Origin of the sequence: Bombella pluederhausensis, from assembly GCF_026385525.1 — a bacterium.
GTDB classification, from domain to species: domain Bacteria; phylum Pseudomonadota; class Alphaproteobacteria; order Acetobacterales; family Acetobacteraceae; genus Bombella; species Bombella pluederhausensis.
Map to the genome: position 1 here is coordinate 147370 of NZ_JANIDY010000004.1, position 20901 is coordinate 168270.

The window sequence follows — 20901 nt, forward strand, 5'->3', positions numbered from 1 at the left end:
CCATCAACGCGGCGTAGCCTCGTAGTAAGGGAAGACATTGCCTAATTGATCTTTAGGCTCGTGGTAATGCATGTCGTATCGTCTATGTGGGTAAGACATGCCTTTCCGCAGAATAAACCGATACAGCTTCATAAGATCAGTGCTGAACACATCGAAGAAATACCGGCTCTGCCCGTAAGTCTCCGTATGTTTGGCAAGAATCTTCTCAAGACAGAACATGAACAGAGCTGGCCCCAGAAGACCAAACTCTGCCTTGGCCGCTTCCACAGTTGCAGGGTCTGGAAAAACGGGGCCTCCATTCGAGCCCCCACGCCCAGAAGCTGGTGGGGCCTTAATGCGTGTCAGCTCAACCCAGTAACAGGCCTCACCATCCCTGATATGGGACTGCTCTTTCATCACGTCCCACACGTGCGGCAGCAGGCGGTATTCCACCCGCTGAAACACAATGCCAAGGAATACCCCCTCGTACCAACAAGGAATAGCCTGCTTGGCCGTACTGGAAAAAGGATAAAACTCACCAAGTCGAAATAACGTCTCCGGAACAGAAACAGCCTTCACGCTACAACCTCAGTCCTCACCTCGTTCATCATCTCGATGTGATGCCCACGCCCTTCTTCTGGGTCCCCTGCCACAATCTCCATGACCAGGAGACGCTCGCACGGCATGGCCTGCTGCCTTTCCGGCAGATGCAGGGCGGCCTGCCCCATGGTCCAGCGATAGGGTCCCTCCTCTCGTGCAAACCAGCCCGGTAGATCATCACATGTCAGATGATCGGTGAGCTGTACCTGAGAAGCACCATCCCAGATGGACATGGCTCCAATCAACCGCCCGAGATACCGCCTGTCATCAATAAACGGCGTTCCTTGTTCGCTCGGCTGGGAAACGGTCGAGCACAGCCATCCACCCGTCTCAGCCCATGCAGGCAGCCTGAAGAACAGATTCCGCCCTGCACGCCTCATCGGCCGAATGACACTGCCGTCAGCCATTTTCAAATACACGCCACAATCAACGCTACATGCTGGGGCAGACACTTGTTCCGTTTTTTTACCAGACAGAGCCGCAAGCATCGCCCCGCGTGCAGACAGGCGATAATAAAGAGGCTCCACAAAATCACGCCCCACCTCCAGCGGCGCAGCGGCATCCTGTTCCCAGCTCAACTTACGTATGTCAGCCAGTTCTACGACCTCAGCCCCTTTTCCATCATAGGGATGCCAGAGATTGTCACCATCACGCTGAAGGACTGTTGCCGTATCCAGCCAACTCTCCGTAAGAGCGCCATTCGCCCAGATGATACTGTGAGGGTCTGTCGCAAAATGATAATAATCATATTCGTGACATTCATAGTCGTAACGTATGCTTGTATCATTCACCAGCATACGCACCGGCACCAAACGCCCCTCAAAATAGAAGCAGTGCTCGGCAGTAACCCGCATATCCTCCGAGGGCACACCCTTTGAGAACGCATCTTTAACAATGATGACAGGCCATCCAGCACTGGACCGAGACTGTGCCGGGTCTACAACAACATGCTGCCGATGCAGACGGGCAATAGGCAGCAACCCTGTCGTCCCATCAGGCTTACGAACACAGACCCGCTGCCCTATCTGCAATGTTTCAACAGGCACACGGCCTTCATCCGTATCAATCATGACACCCGGCAGAAAGCAGGAATACTGATCTCCGGGAATACCCCCCACAGCACCAGACTGGACCAGCGCATCAATCGTGCCCAGATCCTGTTTGATGGCATCCGATAACCCCGCTGGAAGGCTCGTATACTGGAACCCACCCGTTGCAACCGGATTCACAGGCTGCCCGGACAGAGCTGCCGTAATGCCATAACTCAGTATGTTGGCAATAAAAGCAGGATATGTACCACTGCCACTATCACCAGTCGTCATACTGACAGTCTGTGAATATAAGGCCTTATTCGCACTCGAAACATTCGGGCTGTTCATGACGGCATTATAAAGTGCGTATGGATCGAACGTCTTTCTGTAATCTAGCGGGCTGGACGTAACGACATAAACGGCCTGCTTCTGGATACCCTGAAGACTGATCTGTGCTGTTCCTGTCGCACTCCCAGCCGCAGAACCGGGGTTAACACCCTGCACAACGGTGTAATTATTGCCATCTGGTGTCTGAAACTGAGACAGAAGCGTCACCTGCGTGGGCACCAGATTATTACTTGCAATAATGGCTGAAATGCCACTCGTAACCTTGTCCTGCCCATAACTATTCATGAGGGACTGTAGCTGTGGGGAAATAGTCTTCCACTGAAAACCATCAGGCCCATAGGTATAAACATTATTGCCAATGTTCATCCCCTTGGCCTGCGTAAGAGAATAAGACGATGTCACGCCATAGGTCTTCCCGTCCGGCTGCAACGTAAGGTCCAGATGGAAAGGTGTCAGAGTACCCAGCTGCGCCGCCCAATGCCCGCCGATCATGGCAGGTTCAATAAACGTACGCCCACCAATCTGGGCTCCGTAATAGAAATACTGTCCCGTATAGTTTGGATCCGTAATAGGCGATTCAATGACATTACTGGCCCAATGAAAACCAGAAAAAGGGTCATATCCGTATCCGCCACCACCAGCTATCTGCTCATTGGATATAGGGTCTCCTGTTGGTCCTTTCCCTGCCTGATTGACAGTCGGACCGCCAACACCGTTATAAGTCGCCGTATCCACCAGCCACGGAGCATATTTCACAGGAGATGAGGATGATGAATGATTGTCAAGATCAATACTGAATGTAGTCGGTGGCTTACCATCTACAGGGTAATTTGACCCATTATTATTCGTGGCAATACCTATCTGGCTTTTGTTACTATCTGCCACATAACTGGAAACAGCGTCAGAATTATCACTCATATCAGAAAACCCCAATTACATGTTTTTTATTTAAGTTGAAAAAACATTAACGTCAATACAGAGTAAATATACAATTTTTTTATAAGTTATGCATAATAACAAAACATCACAAATATGTCATATAATAACGGCATAATATCGGAGGGAAGTCTCCCTCCATCAACTCAACCACTCCTCAGCAGCATTCTGGACACATTGGCTCAAACGCCTCAGAGCAGCCCCGTAAAGGCGAGGTACGGACCAGAAAAGAGGAACAACAGGCCGATGAGCGGGGTTAAGTTCAACGAGCTCTCCAGAGTGCAGATACTGCTCCACCAATGGCAAAGGATGCAGAGCCCAGCCCATGCCGTACAGGCAGAGCTCCAAAAAGGCATTTGCAGAGTGTATCCAACAAACCGGCGCCCCAAGCGTAACGCCATATGCCGCTTCAGCCCACTGGCTCTGAAATAAATCATGCCTGTCAAATCTCAGATAAGGCGCTTTCTGCAACGCAGCAGCCGTTACGCCATGAGGAAAGTGCCTAGCCATAAAAGTCGGACTGGCGCAGGCTACATACGCCATCTTGCCTAAAGAGACCGTATGACACCACGGAAGCGGGTCTGAAGACGCCGTCACAGCGGCCATAACATCACCAGACCGCAGACGTTCCGCCGTGCAGCCTTCATCATCAATGGAAATATCCAGCGTAATGGTCTGTTCCTGACGGGCAAAGGCCATTACAGCCTGGGTAAACCATGTCGTGATACTGTCGGCATTCACGGCAATCCGAACAGTCGCCGGAAGGGAAGCATTATCATCCTTCCATGCCATGCGGGCCGCCACATCATTTTCCAACACACGAACACAGTCGAAATGACGACACAGCATCGTGCCTAGCTCTGTCAGCCGACAGGGTTGCCCACGGATAATTAATACGGCTCCCAACCGCTCCTCAAACCCACGGACACGCTGGGAAACAGCCGAGGGAGTCAGCCCCAGTACCGCAGCTGCTTTCTCAAAACTGCCTTCCCGCACGATGGCACTGACGGCTGTCAGGGCTGCATAATCAAACATGATGAAGTTTTCCTTCATTCAGTGAAATAAAATAAGCTGTCCTGTATATGATGCACCTGCCATAGACGGGCCATGCACATCTTCTTGACCCCCATCATTACAGGTTTCTGCGTTGGTGCCTCCGCCATCATCGCCGTTGGTGCCCAGAATCTTTTCATTCTCCGGCAGGGACTGAAACAGGAGCATATTCTGCCCATCATCCTGCTTTGTGCAGGAGTCGATGCTGTCCTGATTACAGCATCAGTCTGCGGCATCAGCCGGATCGTGGAGACCATCCCCTATCTGACGGCTATTCTATCCTACGGTGGAGCGGCCTTTCTCATCTGGCAGGGGTTGGCTGCTCTACGCCACATGATGACCAGCAGCGCCATCACTCTGGAGGCACAGCCCCAGCAAAGCTTACGCAAGGTCATGCTCATGACATGCGGCTTCACCCTACTGAATCCTCATCTCTATCTGGATACGATCCTGCTGATGGGCTCAGTCAGCCTTACCCAACCGGAAGCAGCCCGCCCCTATTTCAGCTTTGGGGCCATTCTCGCCAGCTTTGTCTGGTTTCCATTACTGGGGTACGGCGCCCGCATATTGAGACCCGTTTTTAGCAACCCTCTCTCATGGCGTATTCTGGACGGTCTCACAGCCATTATCATGCTTGGTATGGCAGGAACACTTCTCTATCACGCAGCCTTATCAGGCTGACATTTCTGAGAGGGGACAACGAAAAAAGGCCGCTACATCAGCGGCCTTTTCCATATACTGTCTGTCATTCATCAGAACTGGATGGACAGGCCCGCCGAGGCAAGCCCGCCCTCCATCATCAGAAGGCAACATTAACCGAGCCAGTGGCACCACTATCAACAGAGTGGCCGCCGTACTGACCGATATAGGACAGGTCCAGATCAACATGCTGGCTGACCTTGGCAGCAAGACCTGCCTTAGCCACAGCAGCATCACGAGACAGCAGCACACCGTTCACGCTCATGTCGTTACCACCATCCATGAAGCGCTCTGTCCGGCTGGAACCGAGGCTACCATAGGCACGGCGATAAGCGGCCATGGCGTGGGCACGCAGCCACATTTCACCAATCTGGAAGCTACGAGCAAAGCGGAACCCGAAGGTTGTGAAGCCAACGCTACGATCCTTGGACTGACCATAAAGAGCAGCCACACCATGCTCACGGAAGCGGCCTGCATACTGGTTGACGTAGGACCCTTCAAGGAACGGCTCGAACTGGAGCTTACCGAAGTTGAACTTATAGCTCAGCTCCGTGAAGGCACGGGCCGTACCGCTGCGGTAATGGCTGGTCTGACGACCACCAAAATCAGCAACCTGAACATGACGGCGGGTGTTCATCAGGTTCCATGTATAGAACGCACCGAGGCGCAGGTTGAACCGGCCCCAATGAGACCCCGCATAGCTGCCAAGGCTGATATTGTTGCTGTTACCGGAGGAGTTGCTGGCCCCGTTCGTGTTGAACATGGAGTGACCATAGGCAATCATGCCACCCAGACGCCAGCGGTCATCAATCGGCGTATCCACACCCATGACGAAACCGGCTGTCTGATGATGCAGCAGACCAGCATTACCGCCGCCGCCATTGTGACCAAGGCTACCATAAGCCTGACCCCACAGGATGGCATGGTCGCTATAGCACTGGGATTCCTTGCGGCGTGTATAGAGGTCATACCGCCCATGAGACGACACTGTCCCGTCACCATCACACCCGGCATCTGCCAGACGATCCAGCACGGCCTGTTCCAGCAGGTAACTGTCCTGAATCATGGCCGTACGGGCAGACGCATGAATGTCACCAGACAGGTTGGTCAGGGCACGGCGGGCCTCACCCTGCGAATTAATGCCTGTCATAGCATGAACGATAGCGCTGTTGTCAGACAGGCTATCAAGGGCACGGCCAGTCTCACGCTCGTTACGATTCGTTGCCACGCTGCTGAAGGATGTCTCACTGCGTGAATAGATCACGTCCACAGCCTGATTCTCGAACACCAGATACGGTGAAAGGAACAGCGTGTTCGGCAGGTTACCTGTCAGAGCGTTATCATGGTTGGCGCTGACTGTGCCCGTTGCTGTCAGGACACGATAACCGTCACCATCATAGATGCGCTGGCTGTCATTCTTCACGACATTGATGGTAGCGCTGTTCAGCTGGGCATCACCATTAACATGAATCAGGCCAGAATTGAGCTGACGGTAAGAACCTGTCAGAGACCGACCTGTCGTATCAATCGTGCTGCCGCTACGGCTGTAACCCTTCACGTTATTCAGCGTGATGTAGGAGCCAGAAGATACCGGTGTGGAGCTGGCACCAACGGACAGCACGGACTGATTACCAGCGCTGCCATTCATCGTCAGGGCCGTACCCTGATTACCGGCAGCACCAATGTTCAGCGTGCCGCTGGACTGGTTCCAGTTGGCTTCAACCGTACCACCACCTTCAACAGTCGTTGCAGCGGCAGCGCCATTGTCGGTTGTGTTACCCGTCAGACGGGCACCATTCTCAACCGTGATACCAGAAGACGAGGTGTTATTGCTGTCAGAAGCCGTACCATAGCCAGACGCCACGGCCAGAGTCGTATCCTTGCCGGAAACAACCGTTTCACCCTGATAGCTGTTGTCGTGGTTGGCAACATACAGCGTACCGCCGCCTGTTGCTTCCAGACCGCCCGTGCCTGTCAGCTTGCCATTCAGATATGTGTTCTGCTGGTTCGTGTTGAATGTCCCGTGACGGACAGCCCCACCGGCAGGTGTGCCATCAGCCAGATAGACATTCGAGTTCACATGCAGGTCACTGCCCTGACGGTTCTGGATGACACCATTGCCATACATGACAACGCCGCCATTGGCTGTCGGATTGGTTTTATCAACCTGCGTAGCATCGCTGGTGATACCGGCGCCGTTGCTCGTGTCACCCGCAATGAGGGTACCAGTTCCAGCACCATTGACGGACTGATCCGCACCACCAACCTTCAGCTGACCATCGCTCTTGATGTTGACGGTACCAGCGTTGTTGATGACACCACCAGCCGTCACGCCAGCGGAGTAAAGCGGTGTTGAGCCTGTGCCCGTACCAACCGTCAGACCACCCTGACCGATGTTGAGCTGGCCACCGGCATGGGAAGCACCATCTTCGTCAGAACCAACATTGACGGAACTGTTGGACGCAAGATGACCATCCGTGTCCTGCCCACCGACAGACACGCCATAAGCCGTCACTTCACCGCCCTTCTGGACGCTCAGATGACCCGTGCCCTGCTGACCAACAACGAGGTTACCCGTGCTGCCACTACCCGTCAGGTTCATCTTGGCCTGAACATCGCTACCCGTGTTCTGCTCGTTACCGACAACCACATTGCCGGTAGAACCAGCCTGACTACCAATGGTGACATTACCATCTGTGGTCAGGCTACCCTGATTACCAACTGTCAGAGAGCCGTTACCGGCATTACCGACCGTAACATTACCTGTATTGTCACCAGATTTATTCAGAGCGATGCTGGCATTGTTACCAGCAACGGCCACAGCACCCGTGCTGCCTGCCTCATTCCCAACAACAAGATTACCATTGCTGGTGAAGGCACCGCCATTCTGGACATTCAGGCTACCCTGCCCACGATCGCCAACAGTGGTCTGGACTGTTCCATTCTGATCGGCATTGACGGCAACAGACGAACCGGCACCGTCAACCGTTACAGAGCCAACGCCATTCTTCTGGCCACCCACGGACAGATTGCCGTTGGTTGCAAAGGAACCGCTATTCTGGACGTTCAGGCTGCCCTGACCCTGATCACCAACAATCGTCTGGCCATTTTTAACCGTCAGGGAGGAGTTGGTGCCGTCAATCGTTGCGCTACCCTGTCCACCCTTCTGGGCTCCCAGAGTCAGATCGCCACCCACAACGGCTTTACCGCCCTGAGTCGCAGAGAAAGAACCCTGCCCCTGAGAGCCGATCGTCATGCCGCCAACGCCAACAGTCAGACCATTACCGGCCCCGATGACGGACACATCACCACGACCATCCTTATAGTTACCGGCGATGAGCGTCTGAGCACCAACCTGACCACCATTTTTGATAATCAGACGGTTCGACTGCCCAACAGACGGGGTCGAGCCGTAATGCGTATCACCATTGCCGACCACGAGCTGACCATAGGCAGGCAAGGCCTTGCCATTGCTATCTGTCTGCCCACGAAGCAGCAGAATACCATTCTTATCAACTGTCAGCGTAGCCGAATCATTTGCAGCAAGACCAACCTCGGTTTCACCACCAGAAATGATACCGCCAATCCGGTCACCATTGCCTGTCAGGGTGAGCGAACCATTACCACGAACAAACGTATAGCCATTATAAACGTTCTGGCCATTCATGGTCAGGTTATTGGCGTTGGTCTGCTCTGGATTATTTACAGTATCGCCAGAGTTAACATCGATACCGCCGGCCGTACCCAAAGACGCCGTATTATCCGTGTTCCCACGTACGCTGCCTGAGAAGGTCTGATTCGTCCCATCACCCTGAACACGATACACTTTAGTGCCCGTATTCACGATCTCCTGATTAGGCAGGCTCGGCGCAACAACGAAGTCAACCGTCTCATTACCGATCTTGTCGCTGACAACGGTATCTTCGGCATATGCAGGTGTGAAGATGCGCCCGAAGGGAGTCATCTCTACACAGAACAAGGCTGCCGTAAACAAGAGCTTATTACGCATGATTCCTCCCACGCCACGCCAGACCGCACCCTTCCCTGCCCTGACTGGCACCACAAGGAAAAAGCCCGGGGGACACTTCTCAAGAATACAAATTTCTCAACGGAGAGATAACAGAGAATTAATTAAGAAACAACCATATTATTAACTATTACGATGATGACTCTGGATTCTAACCATCTGGATTTCATACTCTCGAATAGACAAAGTAATACTTAAAATAATTCTCACAATAAAATGGACTTACATCCATGACAAACAGACCCTTGATGAAGGCAAAGGAAAACGACTCTCAAATGGTAAAGGAAATAGGCGCCTGACGGGGGCGCTCCAAACCAGAACGTTCTGCTTTCTGAAGCAGATCAGCGAGCGTAATACCAGCCAGCCGTTCTTTCACGCTATCATTCAGTTCTGCCCATAACGGCGCAACAACCAAGGACTGCAATGGATTATTATCTTTTCCCTGCAAAGCTGCAACTTCATCACGGATGCCAACAGCACAGACAATTTCATGCAAGGTCACCACACGGGGCGACCGACCCAGCCGGTACCCACCTTTTGGCCCCCGAACACTGTCCAGCAACCCTGCACGAGAGAGTGCCTGCAACACCGGCTCAATCCCCCGCCTCAGCAACCCGCTGCGCCGAGCAATGTCTGCGCCGCTGACAACTCCGGAACGCCCGGCATGGAAGGCAACATCAAGCATAATGGACAGGGCCGTCAGAATACGGTCATTCTTCAGATACATTATTCACTCTTTACCATCACAGTATCGTCCCCTTTTAGCTCATCTTACAGCATAGAAAAGGAAATTATGCGAATGACTCTCGTTTCTTTGGTCATTCCGCCTGCAATGAGCTAGGATAGGCAGGGTGAATGCCGGGCAGACCCGAAGGCTGCTTCTTCTTACCACAGTTTTTTACTTACGGCAGGGAGCCCACCAATGACAGGTTCATCTCCATCCAAACCTCCTTTTCCACTCTCCAAAACCCCTTTTGCGGCACCGCGCGGGCATGTTTACCCCTCCTTTATGGAAGTCGTGGGCGGAACGCCTCTGGTTGCCATCCCTCACCTGACAAAGAAGGAAGGGCTGAAGGCGCATGTGCTGCTTAAGCTTGAGTTCTTTAATCCTCTCGCTTCCGTCAAAGACCGCATCGGTGTCGCCATGCTGCGGGAAGCACAGGAGAAAGGCCTCATCACCCCGGGCAAATCTGTTCTTGTAGAACCGACATCCGGCAATACAGGTATTGGCCTTGCCTTCGCTGCGGCAGCCATGGGCTATAAGATGATCGTCACCATGCCGGAAAGCGCCTCGATGGAACGGCGGAAGATGCTGGCCCTTATGGGTGTGACGCTGGAGCTGACCCCCGCCCAGCAGGGTATGAAAGGGGCCATCACCAAGGCGCAGGAAATTCTGAAAAAGACAGACAATGCCTGGATGCCCAGCCAGTTCACCAACCCAGCCAACCCGAAAGTGCATGAGGAAACAACGGCTGAAGAAATCTGGACCGATACTGCCGGTTCCGTGGATGCCGTTGTCGCTGGCCTTGGCACGGGTGGGACAGCCTCTGGCATTGCTCATGCCCTCAAGCCCCGCAAGGAAGGGCTGAAGGTCTTCGGTCTGGAGCCTTCCGAGAGTGCCGTTCTCAACGGGGATGACCCCGGCCCGCATGGCATTCAGGGGCTTGGCCCGGGCTTCAAGCCGGATACGCTGGATGTCCGTGCGTTGGACAAGGTCATCCCTGTCACCGAGCATGATGCCCTGACAACAGCCCGCCTCTGCGCCAGCACGGAAGGTCTACCCATCGGTATTTCCGCCGGGGCCGCTCTCTTTGCCGCCATGGAGCTGGCAAAGAAAGATGAATGGGCAGGCAAGACCATTGTCGCCATCATCCCCGACTTTGCAGAGCGTTATCTGTCCACGCCACTTTTCGCTGGCCTGTAAGAATCAGCCAGCCATAAAAAAGCCTCCGCTCCCGAAAAAGGGCGGAGGCTTTTTTCATGTCGGGATGGCCATGGACCATCCCGTCACAGGTGAGATCATCTCACTCGGAGGTGTAACCGCCGTCAATCACCAGCTCGGTTGCCGTAACGAACTTGGATTCATCAGAAGCCAGATACAGGACACCGTAAGCCACATCTTCCGGCGTACCCAGATGACCGACCGGGTGGATGTCCACCAGATGCTGGTAAGCAGCCTTATCAGTGTGGGTCAGCTCATCAACCAGCGGGGTCTGGATGTAGCCCGGGCACACGCTGTTGATACGAATCTTGTACCCGCTGCGTGCGCAATGCAGAGCAGCAGATTTGGTGAGCATCTTCACGCCACCCTTGGAAGACCCATAAGCGGCCAGATTGGGAATACCAACCAGTGCAGAGCTGGAACACATATTGACGATGGAGCCACCTTCACCGCCATTCAGCTCACGCATAATCTCAACGGCATATTTCGTACCGAGGAACACACCATCCAGATTGATGGACTGCACACGACGCCAGTCTTCCAGAGATGTGCTTTCGATGGTGCCATCAAAGGCAATGCCAGCATTATTGACGACAATGTCCAGACGACCATCATGCTCCTTGATGGCGGCCATTGTCTTCTTCCACTCATCTTCCTTCGCCACGTTCAGCGGAAGGAAGCAGGCCTTGCCGCCAGCCTTGCGAATCTCCTCAACGACCTCCTCACCACCCTTCGGGTTGAGGTCTGCCACGATGACCTTGGCGCCTTCCTTGGCCAGAACCTTGGCAATGCCTTTACCAATTCCGCTACCAGCGCCGGTTACGAGTGCGATTTTCCCAGCAATCCGTCCCATCTGTCATCTCCTCAGATAAAGGGGTCTGTTTTCACGCTACCTTTTTTGCATGAAATCGCTTTGACTTATATCAAAATAAGGCATGGCCTTTGCTGCAAGAACCATACAACACATCCCGGATCAGGCTGCCTGCCGCAGTTTACAGCCTTTTCCCTCTTTATGTTTCATTAATGCATATCTTCCATGCCTTTGAAGCACATCCAGACGGCCAGAAAACCGCATTTCTCCTTCGACAGGACAGGCTCACAACAACAATTTCTTAATAACTAAATATTATAGTTATTTAAAATACCCTCCAGATCACCACTTCAGTGGCACATCCTCACAAGGCATAGGAAAGAATTATCCTTATAAAACAATATGATATAAAAAAGTTCATCACAGACTGCATTTTTCACTTTCAAAATTGAATGATTACCCCATTATGACGACAGAATCTGTTGATTACATAAAGAACTATCAATCTTCGTTCTATGGAGTTTCCATCATGGCTTCCACCGCCTTTGCCCCCTCCTTCCCACTCCCCGCCAATACAGAACTGAAAGCCACCCCGCTCAGCCCGGCCATCGGTGCCATCGTAGAAAGCGTGGACCTCTCTCACCCCCTGTCCCCCTCGCAGAAAAACAACATTCATCAGCTGCTTCTGCGCCATCAGGTCCTGTTTTTCCGCAAGCAGACCATTTCTCCGGCACAACAGCGTGATTTCGCCCGCAATTTCGGCAAGCTGCACCTTCACCCCATTTTCCCCACTGTGCCCGATGTGCCGGAAGCCATCGTGCTGGACACAGCCAAAAACGACCTGCGGGACAACGCCCTCTGGCACACAGATGTCACCTTTCAGCAGGAACCCCCGATGGGTGCCGTGCTGACCAGCCGCCTCCTGCCGGAAACCGGCGGTGGAGATACACTCTGGGCCAGCGGTACGGCAGCCTATGATGCTCTCTCTGATGGCATGAAGCAGCGCATCGACACGCTGACAGCCCAGCACGACTTTCTTCGCTCCTTCCCTGTCTCCCGCTATGGCCGGACAGAAGCGGAGCTGGAAAAATGGGCCGAAACACGCAATAACTTCCCCCCGGTGACGCATCCTGTCGTCCGCATTCACCCGGAAACTGGCGCAAAGGCTTTATTCGTGAATGAAGGTTTTACAACCGAAATCAACGATATTGACCCTGAGGAAAGCGCTGCCCTGCTGTCCTACCTGACCCGCCACGCCACACGGCCGGAGTTCTCCATCCGCTGGCGCTGGGAGGAAGGCGATGTTGCCTTCTGGGACAACCGCATCACCCAGCATTATGCCGTGAATGACTATCTCCCAGCCCGGCGGATCATGAATCGTGTCACCATCATCGGGGACCGTCCTTATGGCCCCACACGTCAGGAAGGATAAAAAGCCCGATGAACCAGCCCACCAGCACCTCAACGGCCACATCTGCCAGCCCCTCTACAAACCGCTTCAAGGGGCTACATGTCGCCATGATCTCCATCGGCGGCATCATCGGAGCAGGGCTGTTTGTGGGAACATCCGCCACCATCGCCGCCGCCGGTCCTGCCGTCCTTCTTTCCTATCTTGCGGCAGGGCTTGTTGTCTGGCTGGTCATGCGGTTGCTGGGTGGGCTGGCTATCAGTGCACGGGGGCAGGGTTCCTTCATCACCCACATCGCCACACATAACGGCCCCAGAGCCGCCTTCATCACCGGCTGGAGCTACGCCTTTCTCTGGGCCGTGACGGCAGGAGCGCAGGCCGTGGCTGGCGGGATGATTATTGGCCGACTGGCGGACATAGCCCCACTCTGGGGCGCACTTGTTCTTGTCGCCATTGCATGGACCATCAACCGTCTCTCCCTGCGCCATTACGGACAGGCAGAAACGGGCCTCTCCATTTTCAAGCTGCTCTTTCTGGGGGGATTCATCGCCCTTGGGCTGGGCTGGCTCATCCTGTCCGGCCACCCTCTCACGCACGCCCTTAATAACATGACCTCCCATGGAGGGCTCTTTCCCAAAGGGAGCTGGGCCGTCATCGGGGCTGTGCCCATGATCGTGCAGACCTTCACGGGCTGCGAGATCGCCATTATCGCCGCAACGGACAGTGATCGCCCCCTGCGTGCCATTGCCCGCACCATGAGGCGGCTTCCTTTGCAGGTCCTGTTCTTCTATGCCGGGTCCGTACTGGTCATCATCTCCCTGCTGCCATGGAATGCCGTACATGTCGGGCAGTCCCCTTTCCTGAGCGTGCTGGAATATCTCAAAGTGCCGCTGGCCCGCTACGCCGCCATTGCCGTGACACTCGTAGCTGTTCTTTCCTGCCTCAACTCGGCTGTCTATGTCGTGTCCCGTACCCTGCGTGAGCTTGCAGACCTCCGCCTTGCCCCGCAAAAGTTGACAGAGGAAACCGCCCAGCAGGTACCCATCTGGTCCCTGCGCCTGACGACCCTGCTGGAGCTGGCCGTCATCGCTGCTGCCATTGGCTCACCAGAGACAATCTACCCCATTCTTCTGGGGTCTTCTGGCGGGCTCATCCTGTTCATCTATTTCATGATCGCCATTGCCTACTGGCTCTGGGCCCGACAGTCACAAACTGCCACGGCCCTGCCACTGGCCAAAGGGCTGACCGTTCTCATCCCTGTTCTGGGAGTCATCCTGCTCGTTCTGCCATCAGCACGAGGAGACACCTTACTGTCTCTCGCCATCATTCTGTTGCTGACACTGACCAGTCTGGTGTCTGTCGCCCGGCGATGTCTGAGCAAGGCCTGATCGTTTTTCCAATAAATCCGGGACGAGTCTGTCCCGGCAGCCTGCCCTCCCTCGCCTAACGGACTTACAATGAAAACATACCGCCATCTGCTCTGGATGGGCCTTACTGGCCTGTCCGTGCCCTTTGTTGTGCCTGCTTCCGCCCAGACCATTTCCCCACACGAGGGTTCAGAAACAGATCATCAGACCTATCACGCATCTTCCCGCCATACAGGGGGAAAAGCAGGCCGTGCCCGATCATCATCCCCTCATCCGGGGACCACAGCCACACGACAGGCCCGTTCTGTTCCCGTAACGGCCAAGACAGGGCACCGGCCCCGCAAGGCCGTTCATGGCGGATATGAATCCCTTTCCGTCCATACCCGCCATATCGTACAGGGCACACAGCTCGTGCTGGGCCATAAACAGCTGGAACAGCAGGTACCCGGCACCAACCCACTCCGCACACTGGCCCAGATGCCGGGGGTGCAGTTCCAGTCCGATGACCCGCAGGGTGTCGATACCTATTCGACACAGCTTTACATGCATGGCTTCGTCCAGAACGAGATCGGCATGACGCTGGATGGCCTGCCCCTCGGGGAACCAACCTTCCGCAACTATAACGGATTGAACCCGCTACAGGCCATTTCCTCAGAGAATGTGGAGCGTCTGGAAGTCACCCAGAGTGCCGGGGCGGAAAGTACAGCCAGCACCAACAATCTGGGCGGCAGCATCAATTACGTCTCCAGCAATCCAAAAAATAAAACAGGCGGGCTTGTTGCCCAGACCTTTGGCAGCAATGCGCTGTTCCATTCCTTCTTCCGATTTGATTCCGGCAGGCTGAATGAGAGCGGCACGAAATTCTATGTCTCCTACATGCGCAACCAGGGCGACAAATGGAAAGGGGGCGGAGACCAGTTCATGCAGCAGGTCAATGCCAAGCTGGTCCAGCCCATCGGCGAGCGGAGTCAGGTTTCTGCCTTCTTCAACTGGGACGCCCTCCAGATGGTGAATTATCAGGATTACGCCCCCAGCTGGCTGGATCAGGCAGGGTCCCGACTGGACAATTTCTACGGGAAACCCGGCGCATGGGCACGGGCCTATCGGGCCGCACAGGGACAGTATCCCGCCTCCTACAGAGGGCTGGCAGACCCAAAGGATGTTTCCTATTACGACAGTACGGCCAGCTCGTCCGACCTGTTCGGAGGAATCAAGGCTGACCTTGCCCTGACAGACCGCCTGACATGGAAAAGCAGCCTCTACGGCCACAGCGAGACAGGGCACGGCACCTATGCCAGCCCCTATGCCTACCAGAATGGTGTTGATACGGTTCAGCTCAATGGTGGTCCCATCTTCGAACAGGTCCGCCGCCCTTCCATAGAACGATTTGGTGGACTGACCTCCTTCGATTACCGGCTGAAGCGGCATGAACTCTCAACAGGCTTCTGGTACGAGAACAACCAGTATGATTCTTACGCCTATGCTTACCAGCAGCCTAACAGCCCTGATGGTACGCCGCTAAATCCCTTCGGGAGTTTCAAGGGTGTTCCCAGCCGGACACTCTGGGGACAGCGTTACAACACCAACAGCTTCACCGCTTATGTGCAGGACACCTATCACCCCATCAAGTCCGTTGCGCTGCATTTCGGCTTCAAATCCATCCTCAATACGACCCGTGTCGGTCATGCGACCAACTGGGCGCCCCGCTTCCCCGCTCTGGCCAGTGGTGAGAGCCTGACAACCGCCAAGGCCTTCCTGCCCCATATCAGCGGGGACTGGCATTTCCTCCGCCATCATGAGCTGTTCTTCGATATTTCGGAAAATGCCCACGCCTATAGCCAGTCCGGCTATAACTCCAGCAACTCACCGTTTGCCGTGTCCCAGCTGGCCTATAACGCCACGAAGGACAGCCTGAAGCCGGAAACGGCATGGACCTTTGCCGCTGGCTACCGCTACACCGACAAGCTCATCCAGAGCAGCCTGTATCTGTACCGGACGAATTTCCATAACCGTCTCCAGCAGATTCTGGGCAGTGCGGGGGCTGGGTCCATCCTCACCAACAACACCTCTACCGTGCAGAATGTGGGAGGCGTCACCATGGATGGTGTCGATGGTGCCATCACCATCACGCCGCTGCCCGGTCTCGCCCTGTTCAACAGCATCAGCTACGACAAGGCGACATACGATCAGGACATACGCAGCGGTGGAACGCTCTACTCCACAAAAGGCCAGCAGGTGGTGGCCTATCCCCGCTTCATGTACAAGGCCCGCCTCTCCTACGAATGGCGGCATCTACAGGCCTATGTCGATACCCAGTATTATGGGAAGCGCAACTATGACTATGTCGGTGACTACAAGCTGCCGACCTACTGGCTGGCCAATTTCGGCCTCATCTACACGCTGGACATGACCCATCTCGGGATGCGCAACCCCACAGCCGTGCGCAACCTGATCTTCGCCTTCAACATCTATAATCTGGCCAATACCAGATACGCCTCCACCGTAGGGCAGAATGGCTTTACGATGGATAACAAAGGCGGAGCGGCCTACAACAACCAGTCCATTCTTCTTGGCGCACCCCGGCAGTTCTTCGGGTCCGTCAAGGCAGAGTTCTGAAAACAGAAAACGGGCCGGAAAGGAACATCCCTTCCAGCCCGTTTCTTTTTATGAACAGTCAGCAATCGCCCTTTCAGACAGGGCTGACAGCGGTATTCTGATAATAGAACTGGTAACGGCCAAGCTGTTCTTCCCAGTCCTTCACATTGGCGTCTTCGGACAGAGCCACACTGTCGAACCCGCAGCGTCTGAGGTGGATGGCCTGATCCGGCAGAAGATGACCGGAAGCCCGGATTTCGCCCTTGTAGCCTTCATATTCCCGCAAGGACCGGGCCTGCGTAAAAGCCCGCCCATCCCGGAAGACAGGGAATTCCAGCACGATCAGTGTCAGGCTGCTGAGGTAAGGGCGCAGCTCCTCCACCTCGACATCCTGCGGCAGGGAAATAGCCGTGCCCTGCTGGCTGTCCTTCCACTCCGCAAAGGGAACGGGAGAGGCAGCTTCCAGCGTTTTACGCCCGCTGAGATCAAACAGTTTCATATGCCACCTCCTTGAAGGCCTTCAGGCCGCACCGCTTGAGCATGGCGGAGAAGGTCTCCCCTTTCTGCCGCTGCCCAAGATAGAACTCCACAATCCGGGCCACGGCATCCACGGCTTCATCCTCTGCGAAAGACGGCCCCAGAATCCCGCCAATGGCGGCATTCTCTCCAGCATCACCCCCCAGAAGAATCTGGTAGGTCTCAGCCCCCCGCTTATCAACACCCAGAAGACCGATATTGCCCACATGATGATGACCGCAGGCATTGATGCAGCCTGACATATGAATGCTCAGCGCACCGATTTCCGCCTGAAGGGCAGCATCACCGAACCGGGCACCCAGCTTCTGCGCCAGTGGAAGGGAGCGGGCATTGGCCAGATTGCAGTAATCCAGCCCCGGGCAGCTCACGATATCGCTAATAAGACCGACATTCGGGGCCGCAAGGCCCAGCGCCTTCAGGCCCTGCCACAGCTCATGGAGCTGGTCCTTACGGACATGCCCGAACACCAGATTCTGAAGATGCGTCACCCGCACTTCACCGAATGAATGACGCTCGGCAAGGTCCGCCAGACCATGCATCTGCTCGGACGTCACATCACCGGGAATGTCACCAGGTGTCTTCAGGGAAATGACCGCACAGATATGGCCCTCATCCTGATGGGGGTGCGTATTACTCGCTACCCAGCGGGCAAAAGCAGGATCAGCCTTTTTGTGCTGCTCCAGCACATCGGAGGCATCTGCCGGGGCTTTCAGGTCCGGCAGGGCGAAACGAGCACGAATCTGCGCCACATGTTCCGGTGTCAGTCGGTAGGCAGCACGGTCCATGCGGGCCAGCTCCTCCTCCACGGCCTTGCGAAAGGCCTCCAGACCAATAGTCTGCACCAAAATCTTGATACGGGCTTTATAGAGATTATCCCGCCGCCCGAAGGCATTATAGACACGCAGGACAGCTTCCAGCGTAGCGATCAGGTCTTCTTCCTTCACGGAATCAAACAGTTCCTGACCGACAACCGGCGTCCGACCCAAACCGCCGCCCACAAAGAGACGGAACAACGGACCGTTCTCACTGGGGCGGGCCAGCAGGCCGATATCATGGAAGCGGGCCGCCACACGGTCTTCCGGGCTGCCAGAAATGGCAATCTTGAACTTGCGGGGCAGGAAGGTGAACTCAGGATGCAGGGTGGACCATTGCCGCACAATCTCAGCGTGGATGCGGGGGTCCATCAGCTCATCCTTGGCCGCCCCGGCGAACTCATCGGACGTGACGTTACGGATGCAGTTACCGCTGGTCTGGATGGCGTGCATGTCCACCTCAGCCAGCTCCCGCAGGATGGTAGGCACATCCTTCAGAGCGATCCAGTTGAACTGGATGTTCTGCCGGGTGGTGAAATGGCCGTAATTCCGGTCGTACTTTGCGGCAACATCAGCCAGCTTGTGCAGCTGGCGGCTATCCAACACACCATAGGGAATGGCCACCCGCAGCATGTAGGCATGAAGCTGGAGATAGACACCGTTCATCAACCGCAGAGGCTTGAACTCCTCCTCGCTCAACTCACCGGAAAGGCGGCGGCGGACCTGCCCTTCAAACTCGTTGATGCGCTCCTGAAGGAAGGCTCTGTCCCGTTCCTCATACTGGTAATGCCCGACAGACCGTGAAGCAGGCTGTGTCATAATGCACTCTCCTTTTCCCGCACCGGGGCATGATCGTAAGAAAAATCAGGGTGAACACTCGGCCCGTGGGCACGAATAGCTTCCCGTGTTGTTACGGGTTCAGGCGGCTGGGTGTCTTTCGCCACAACCTCATAAACAGCCACAACCTCTTTCTGCTCGGCCTCGGCCAGAGCACGCTCCAGAGCAGCACCAGCGTCCTCATAGGTGAAACGGGTGGCCTCGGCGATGGATTCACGCCAGTGCTCTCCCTCACCAAGCCAGACAATACGGCCATCCAGCAGGCGGCTTGCTGTCAGCAGCAGGATTTCCCCTTCTCCCGGACGGGACAGACGTTTCATCAGGCACTCTCCTTCGGTGTGCTACAATCGGGCACAGCCTGCACCACCTCACCCCGGTGATGCACCACTTCCCCTACAATAATCAGTACAGGACTCTGAAGCCCCTCACGGCGGACATCCTCAGCAATCGTGCCCAGCGTGCCCGTCACGCAACGCTGGTCGGTGCAGGAACCCTTATGAACAACCGCCACGGGCCAGTCCTCCGGCAGGCCATGTGCCCGCATCTGCTGGCACAGCTCCGCCATGGAACTCAACCCCATATAGATGACAACCGTCTGCCCTTTCCGGGCCAGACTGGGCCAGTGCAAATTCAGCGTGCCATCAGCACGGGCATGGCCTGTCACGACCACACAGCTCTGGGCACAGTCACGATGGGTCAGAGGAATCCCGGCTGCTGCGGCACAGCCATTTGCCGCTGTGATACCGGGAACAACCCGTACTGGCACATTAGCCGCCAGCAGGGTCTCCATCTCCTCCCCCCCACGACCGAACACGAACGGATCACCGCCCTTCAGCCGCAGGACCCGTTCGCCCCGCCGGGCACGGCGCAGCATTTCGGCCTCTATATCACTCTGGGGGAGTGTATGATGGCTCCGCTTCTTGCCGACATAGACACGCTCGGCATCACGCCGCACACGGTCCAGAACTTCCGGGGCCACGAGATTATCATACAGCACACTGTCTGCATTCTGCATCAGGCGCAGGGCTGCAAGAGTCAGCCAGTCCGGGTTTCCCGGTCCGGCCCCCACGAGCCAGACTTCACCCTGCGGACGATCCGCCTCGCCTTCGGCAGCCTCTACAAGCTGCTCCAGCTGTGACCGTGCCCGATCTTCATCTCCGGCCAGAGCGGCCTCATAGGCTGAACCATCAACAAAGGATTCCCAGACACGCTGACGCTGCTTCATCCCCGGCAGGCGGTCTTTCAGCCAACCACGCTGCTTCTGCATGAACCGGGCTGCTTCACCCATTCTGGCAGGGAGCATGGCCTCGACCATCTGCCGCACACGACGGGCCAAGACAGGAGACGCTCCCCCCGTGGTGATGGCCACCTGCACAGGGGACCGATCCACCAGAGCCGGCGTTATAAAGCTGGAAAGAGCCGGTGCATCCACCACACAGACAGGCACACGCAGCGCATGAGCCTGACGGGCCACCATCTCATTAATGGCCTCATCATCCGTGGCAGCAAAAACCAACGCCATATCGGGCAGAATGGCCTGCAATGCCTGCTCCTCTACCCGGCCCTGCCGAAACACGGCCTGCCCCTGCTCCACCAGAGCTGCCAGCTCTGGGTGTAATTTTTCTGCCCAGATGTGAATCATCCGGCACCGCCCCTTCAGCAGGCGCATCTTCTGCACGGCCACCTGCCCGCCCCCCACAAGAAGGGCGTCACGCTGGTCTGTCCGCAGAACAATAGGCAGATAGGAGAAGGGCTTCGTTGTCATGCGGGGAGCATGTCAAATCTGGGGCAAAAATCAACTTATTATTTTGTTGTTTTTATAAATAACGATACATTTTTGTGTAAATTATCGTCCCCACGTTCCTGACAAAAGCCCCGCCTTGCCTGCCCCGAACAGCCATGCCCCTCACCGTAATGTG

The 20901-nt window shown here is 55.4% G+C and carries 15 protein-coding genes; 5 read left to right on the forward strand and 10 right to left on the reverse strand.

The annotated features are described in order from the left end of the window. Positions 1 to 3: 3 nt before the first annotated feature. From NQF86_RS08380 to NQF86_RS08390, 3 genes are all read right to left on the reverse strand, one after another. Complete coding sequence (locus NQF86_RS08380) at positions 4 to 558, reverse strand: hypothetical protein (RefSeq protein ID WP_266117184.1); 555 nt, start codon at positions 556 to 558, stop codon at positions 4 to 6. Then, the gene (locus tag NQF86_RS08385) at positions 555 to 2876 is read right to left on the reverse strand and encodes a Hint domain-containing protein (RefSeq protein ID WP_266117185.1); all 2322 of its coding nucleotides are present in this window, start codon (positions 2874 to 2876) and stop codon (positions 555 to 557) included. The genes NQF86_RS08380 and NQF86_RS08385 overlap by 4 nt, the downstream gene beginning before the upstream one ends. A 159-nt stretch (positions 2877 to 3035) precedes the next feature. Beyond that, positions 3036 to 3929 carry a LysR family transcriptional regulator ArgP gene (locus NQF86_RS08390; RefSeq protein ID WP_266117186.1) on the reverse strand — a complete coding sequence of 298 codons (894 nt, stop codon included), beginning with the start codon at positions 3927 to 3929 and terminating at the stop codon, positions 3036 to 3038. 72 nt (positions 3930 to 4001) lie between these two features. Between NQF86_RS08390 and NQF86_RS08395 the strand changes: the two genes are divergently transcribed. Next, positions 4002 to 4628 carry a LysE/ArgO family amino acid transporter gene (locus NQF86_RS08395; protein WP_266117187.1) on the forward strand — a complete coding sequence of 209 codons (627 nt, stop codon included), beginning with the start codon at positions 4002 to 4004 and terminating at the stop codon, positions 4626 to 4628. A 118-nt stretch (positions 4629 to 4746) separates the two neighbouring features. On the opposite strand, the gene NQF86_RS08400 is transcribed toward NQF86_RS08395, so the two are convergent. Together NQF86_RS08400 and NQF86_RS08405 are read right to left on the reverse strand one after the other, a co-directional pair. Further along, positions 4747 to 8655: an autotransporter domain-containing protein gene (locus NQF86_RS08400; protein WP_266117188.1), complete on the reverse strand. Its 3909-nt coding sequence runs from the start codon at positions 8653 to 8655 to the stop codon at positions 4747 to 4749. 289 nt (positions 8656 to 8944) lie between these two features. Beyond that, a complete protein-coding gene (locus NQF86_RS08405; RefSeq protein ID WP_266117189.1) occupies positions 8945 to 9400 on the reverse strand; it encodes an RrF2 family transcriptional regulator in 456 nt (151 codons plus the stop codon). A gap of 195 nt (positions 9401 to 9595) precedes the next feature. Between NQF86_RS08405 and cysK the strand changes: the two genes are divergently transcribed. Next, on the forward strand, positions 9596 to 10597 hold the full coding sequence (gene cysK / locus NQF86_RS08410) for a cysteine synthase A (protein ID WP_323670752.1): 1002 nt from the start codon (positions 9596 to 9598) through the stop codon (positions 10595 to 10597). Between the two features lie 100 nt (positions 10598 to 10697). Here cysK and NQF86_RS08415 read toward each other — a convergent pair whose 3' ends face one another. Continuing rightward, on the reverse strand, positions 10698 to 11468 hold the full coding sequence (locus tag NQF86_RS08415) for an SDR family NAD(P)-dependent oxidoreductase (RefSeq protein WP_266117190.1): 771 nt from the start codon (positions 11466 to 11468) through the stop codon (positions 10698 to 10700). A gap of 487 nt (positions 11469 to 11955) precedes the next feature. Between NQF86_RS08415 and tauD the strand changes: the two genes are divergently transcribed. From tauD to NQF86_RS08430, 3 genes are all read left to right on the forward strand, one after another. Beyond that, the gene (tauD, locus tag NQF86_RS08420; protein ID WP_266117191.1) at positions 11956 to 12858 is read left to right on the forward strand and encodes a taurine dioxygenase; all 903 of its coding nucleotides are present in this window, start codon (positions 11956 to 11958) and stop codon (positions 12856 to 12858) included. A gap of 8 nt (positions 12859 to 12866) precedes the next feature. Beyond that, positions 12867 to 14222, forward strand: coding sequence for an amino acid permease (locus tag NQF86_RS08425; RefSeq protein WP_266117193.1), 1356 nt, complete (start codon positions 12867 to 12869; stop codon positions 14220 to 14222). 69 nt (positions 14223 to 14291) lie between these two features. Next, positions 14292 to 16817, forward strand: coding sequence for a TonB-dependent receptor (locus NQF86_RS08430; protein WP_266117194.1), 2526 nt, complete (start codon positions 14292 to 14294; stop codon positions 16815 to 16817). A 73-nt stretch (positions 16818 to 16890) separates the two neighbouring features. On the opposite strand, the gene NQF86_RS08435 is transcribed toward NQF86_RS08430, so the two are convergent. Genes NQF86_RS08435 through cysG form a run of 4 tightly spaced genes read right to left on the reverse strand, consistent with a single transcriptional unit; the run spans position 16891 to position 20747 of the window. Then, on the reverse strand, positions 16891 to 17295 hold the full coding sequence (locus NQF86_RS08435; protein ID WP_266117195.1) for a DUF934 domain-containing protein: 405 nt from the start codon (positions 17293 to 17295) through the stop codon (positions 16891 to 16893). Beyond that, positions 17282 to 18964: a nitrite/sulfite reductase gene (locus tag NQF86_RS08440; RefSeq protein WP_266117196.1), complete on the reverse strand. Its 1683-nt coding sequence runs from the start codon at positions 18962 to 18964 to the stop codon at positions 17282 to 17284. The genes NQF86_RS08435 and NQF86_RS08440 overlap by 14 nt, the downstream gene beginning before the upstream one ends. After that, a complete protein-coding gene (locus tag NQF86_RS08445; RefSeq protein ID WP_266117197.1) occupies positions 18961 to 19302 on the reverse strand; it encodes a DUF2849 domain-containing protein in 342 nt (113 codons plus the stop codon). The genes NQF86_RS08440 and NQF86_RS08445 overlap by 4 nt, the downstream gene beginning before the upstream one ends. Further along, complete coding sequence (gene cysG, locus NQF86_RS08450) at positions 19302 to 20747, reverse strand: siroheme synthase CysG (protein ID WP_266117198.1); 1446 nt, start codon at positions 20745 to 20747, stop codon at positions 19302 to 19304. Before cysG ends, NQF86_RS08445 begins: the two co-directional genes overlap by 1 nt. Positions 20748 to 20901 lie beyond the last annotated feature (154 nt).

What these genes read in the sequence shown, in the direction of transcription:
- NQF86_RS08385 (WP_266117185.1), bottom strand. Translation starts at nt 2,876, where the DNA reads ATGAGTGATAATTCTGACGCTGTTTCCAGTTATGTGGCAGATAGTAAC.
- NQF86_RS08390 (WP_266117186.1), bottom strand. Translation starts at nt 3,929, where the DNA reads ATGTTTGATTATGCAGCCCTGACAGCCGTCAGTGCCATCGTGCGGGAA.
- NQF86_RS08395 (WP_266117187.1), top strand. Translation starts at nt 4,002, where the DNA reads ATGCACATCTTCTTGACCCCCATCATTACAGGTTTCTGCGTTGGTGCC.
- NQF86_RS08400 (WP_266117188.1), bottom strand. Translation starts at nt 8,655, where the DNA reads ATGCGTAATAAGCTCTTGTTTACGGCAGCCTTGTTCTGTGTAGAGATG.
- NQF86_RS08405 (WP_266117189.1), bottom strand. Translation starts at nt 9,400, where the DNA reads ATGTATCTGAAGAATGACCGTATTCTGACGGCCCTGTCCATTATGCTT.
- cysK (WP_323670752.1), top strand. Translation starts at nt 9,596, where the DNA reads ATGACAGGTTCATCTCCATCCAAACCTCCTTTTCCACTCTCCAAAACC.
- NQF86_RS08415 (WP_266117190.1), bottom strand. Translation starts at nt 11,468, where the DNA reads ATGGGACGGATTGCTGGGAAAATCGCACTCGTAACCGGCGCTGGTAGC.
- tauD (WP_266117191.1), top strand. Translation starts at nt 11,956, where the DNA reads ATGGCTTCCACCGCCTTTGCCCCCTCCTTCCCACTCCCCGCCAATACA.
- NQF86_RS08425 (WP_266117193.1), top strand. Translation starts at nt 12,867, where the DNA reads ATGAACCAGCCCACCAGCACCTCAACGGCCACATCTGCCAGCCCCTCT.
- NQF86_RS08430 (WP_266117194.1), top strand. Translation starts at nt 14,292, where the DNA reads ATGAAAACATACCGCCATCTGCTCTGGATGGGCCTTACTGGCCTGTCC.
- NQF86_RS08435 (WP_266117195.1), bottom strand. Translation starts at nt 17,295, where the DNA reads ATGAAACTGTTTGATCTCAGCGGGCGTAAAACGCTGGAAGCTGCCTCT.
- NQF86_RS08440 (WP_266117196.1), bottom strand. Translation starts at nt 18,964, where the DNA reads ATGACACAGCCTGCTTCACGGTCTGTCGGGCATTACCAGTATGAGGAA.
- NQF86_RS08445 (WP_266117197.1), bottom strand. Translation starts at nt 19,302, where the DNA reads ATGAAACGTCTGTCCCGTCCGGGAGAAGGGGAAATCCTGCTGCTGACA.
- cysG (WP_266117198.1), bottom strand. Translation starts at nt 20,747, where the DNA reads ATGACAACGAAGCCCTTCTCCTATCTGCCTATTGTTCTGCGGACAGAC.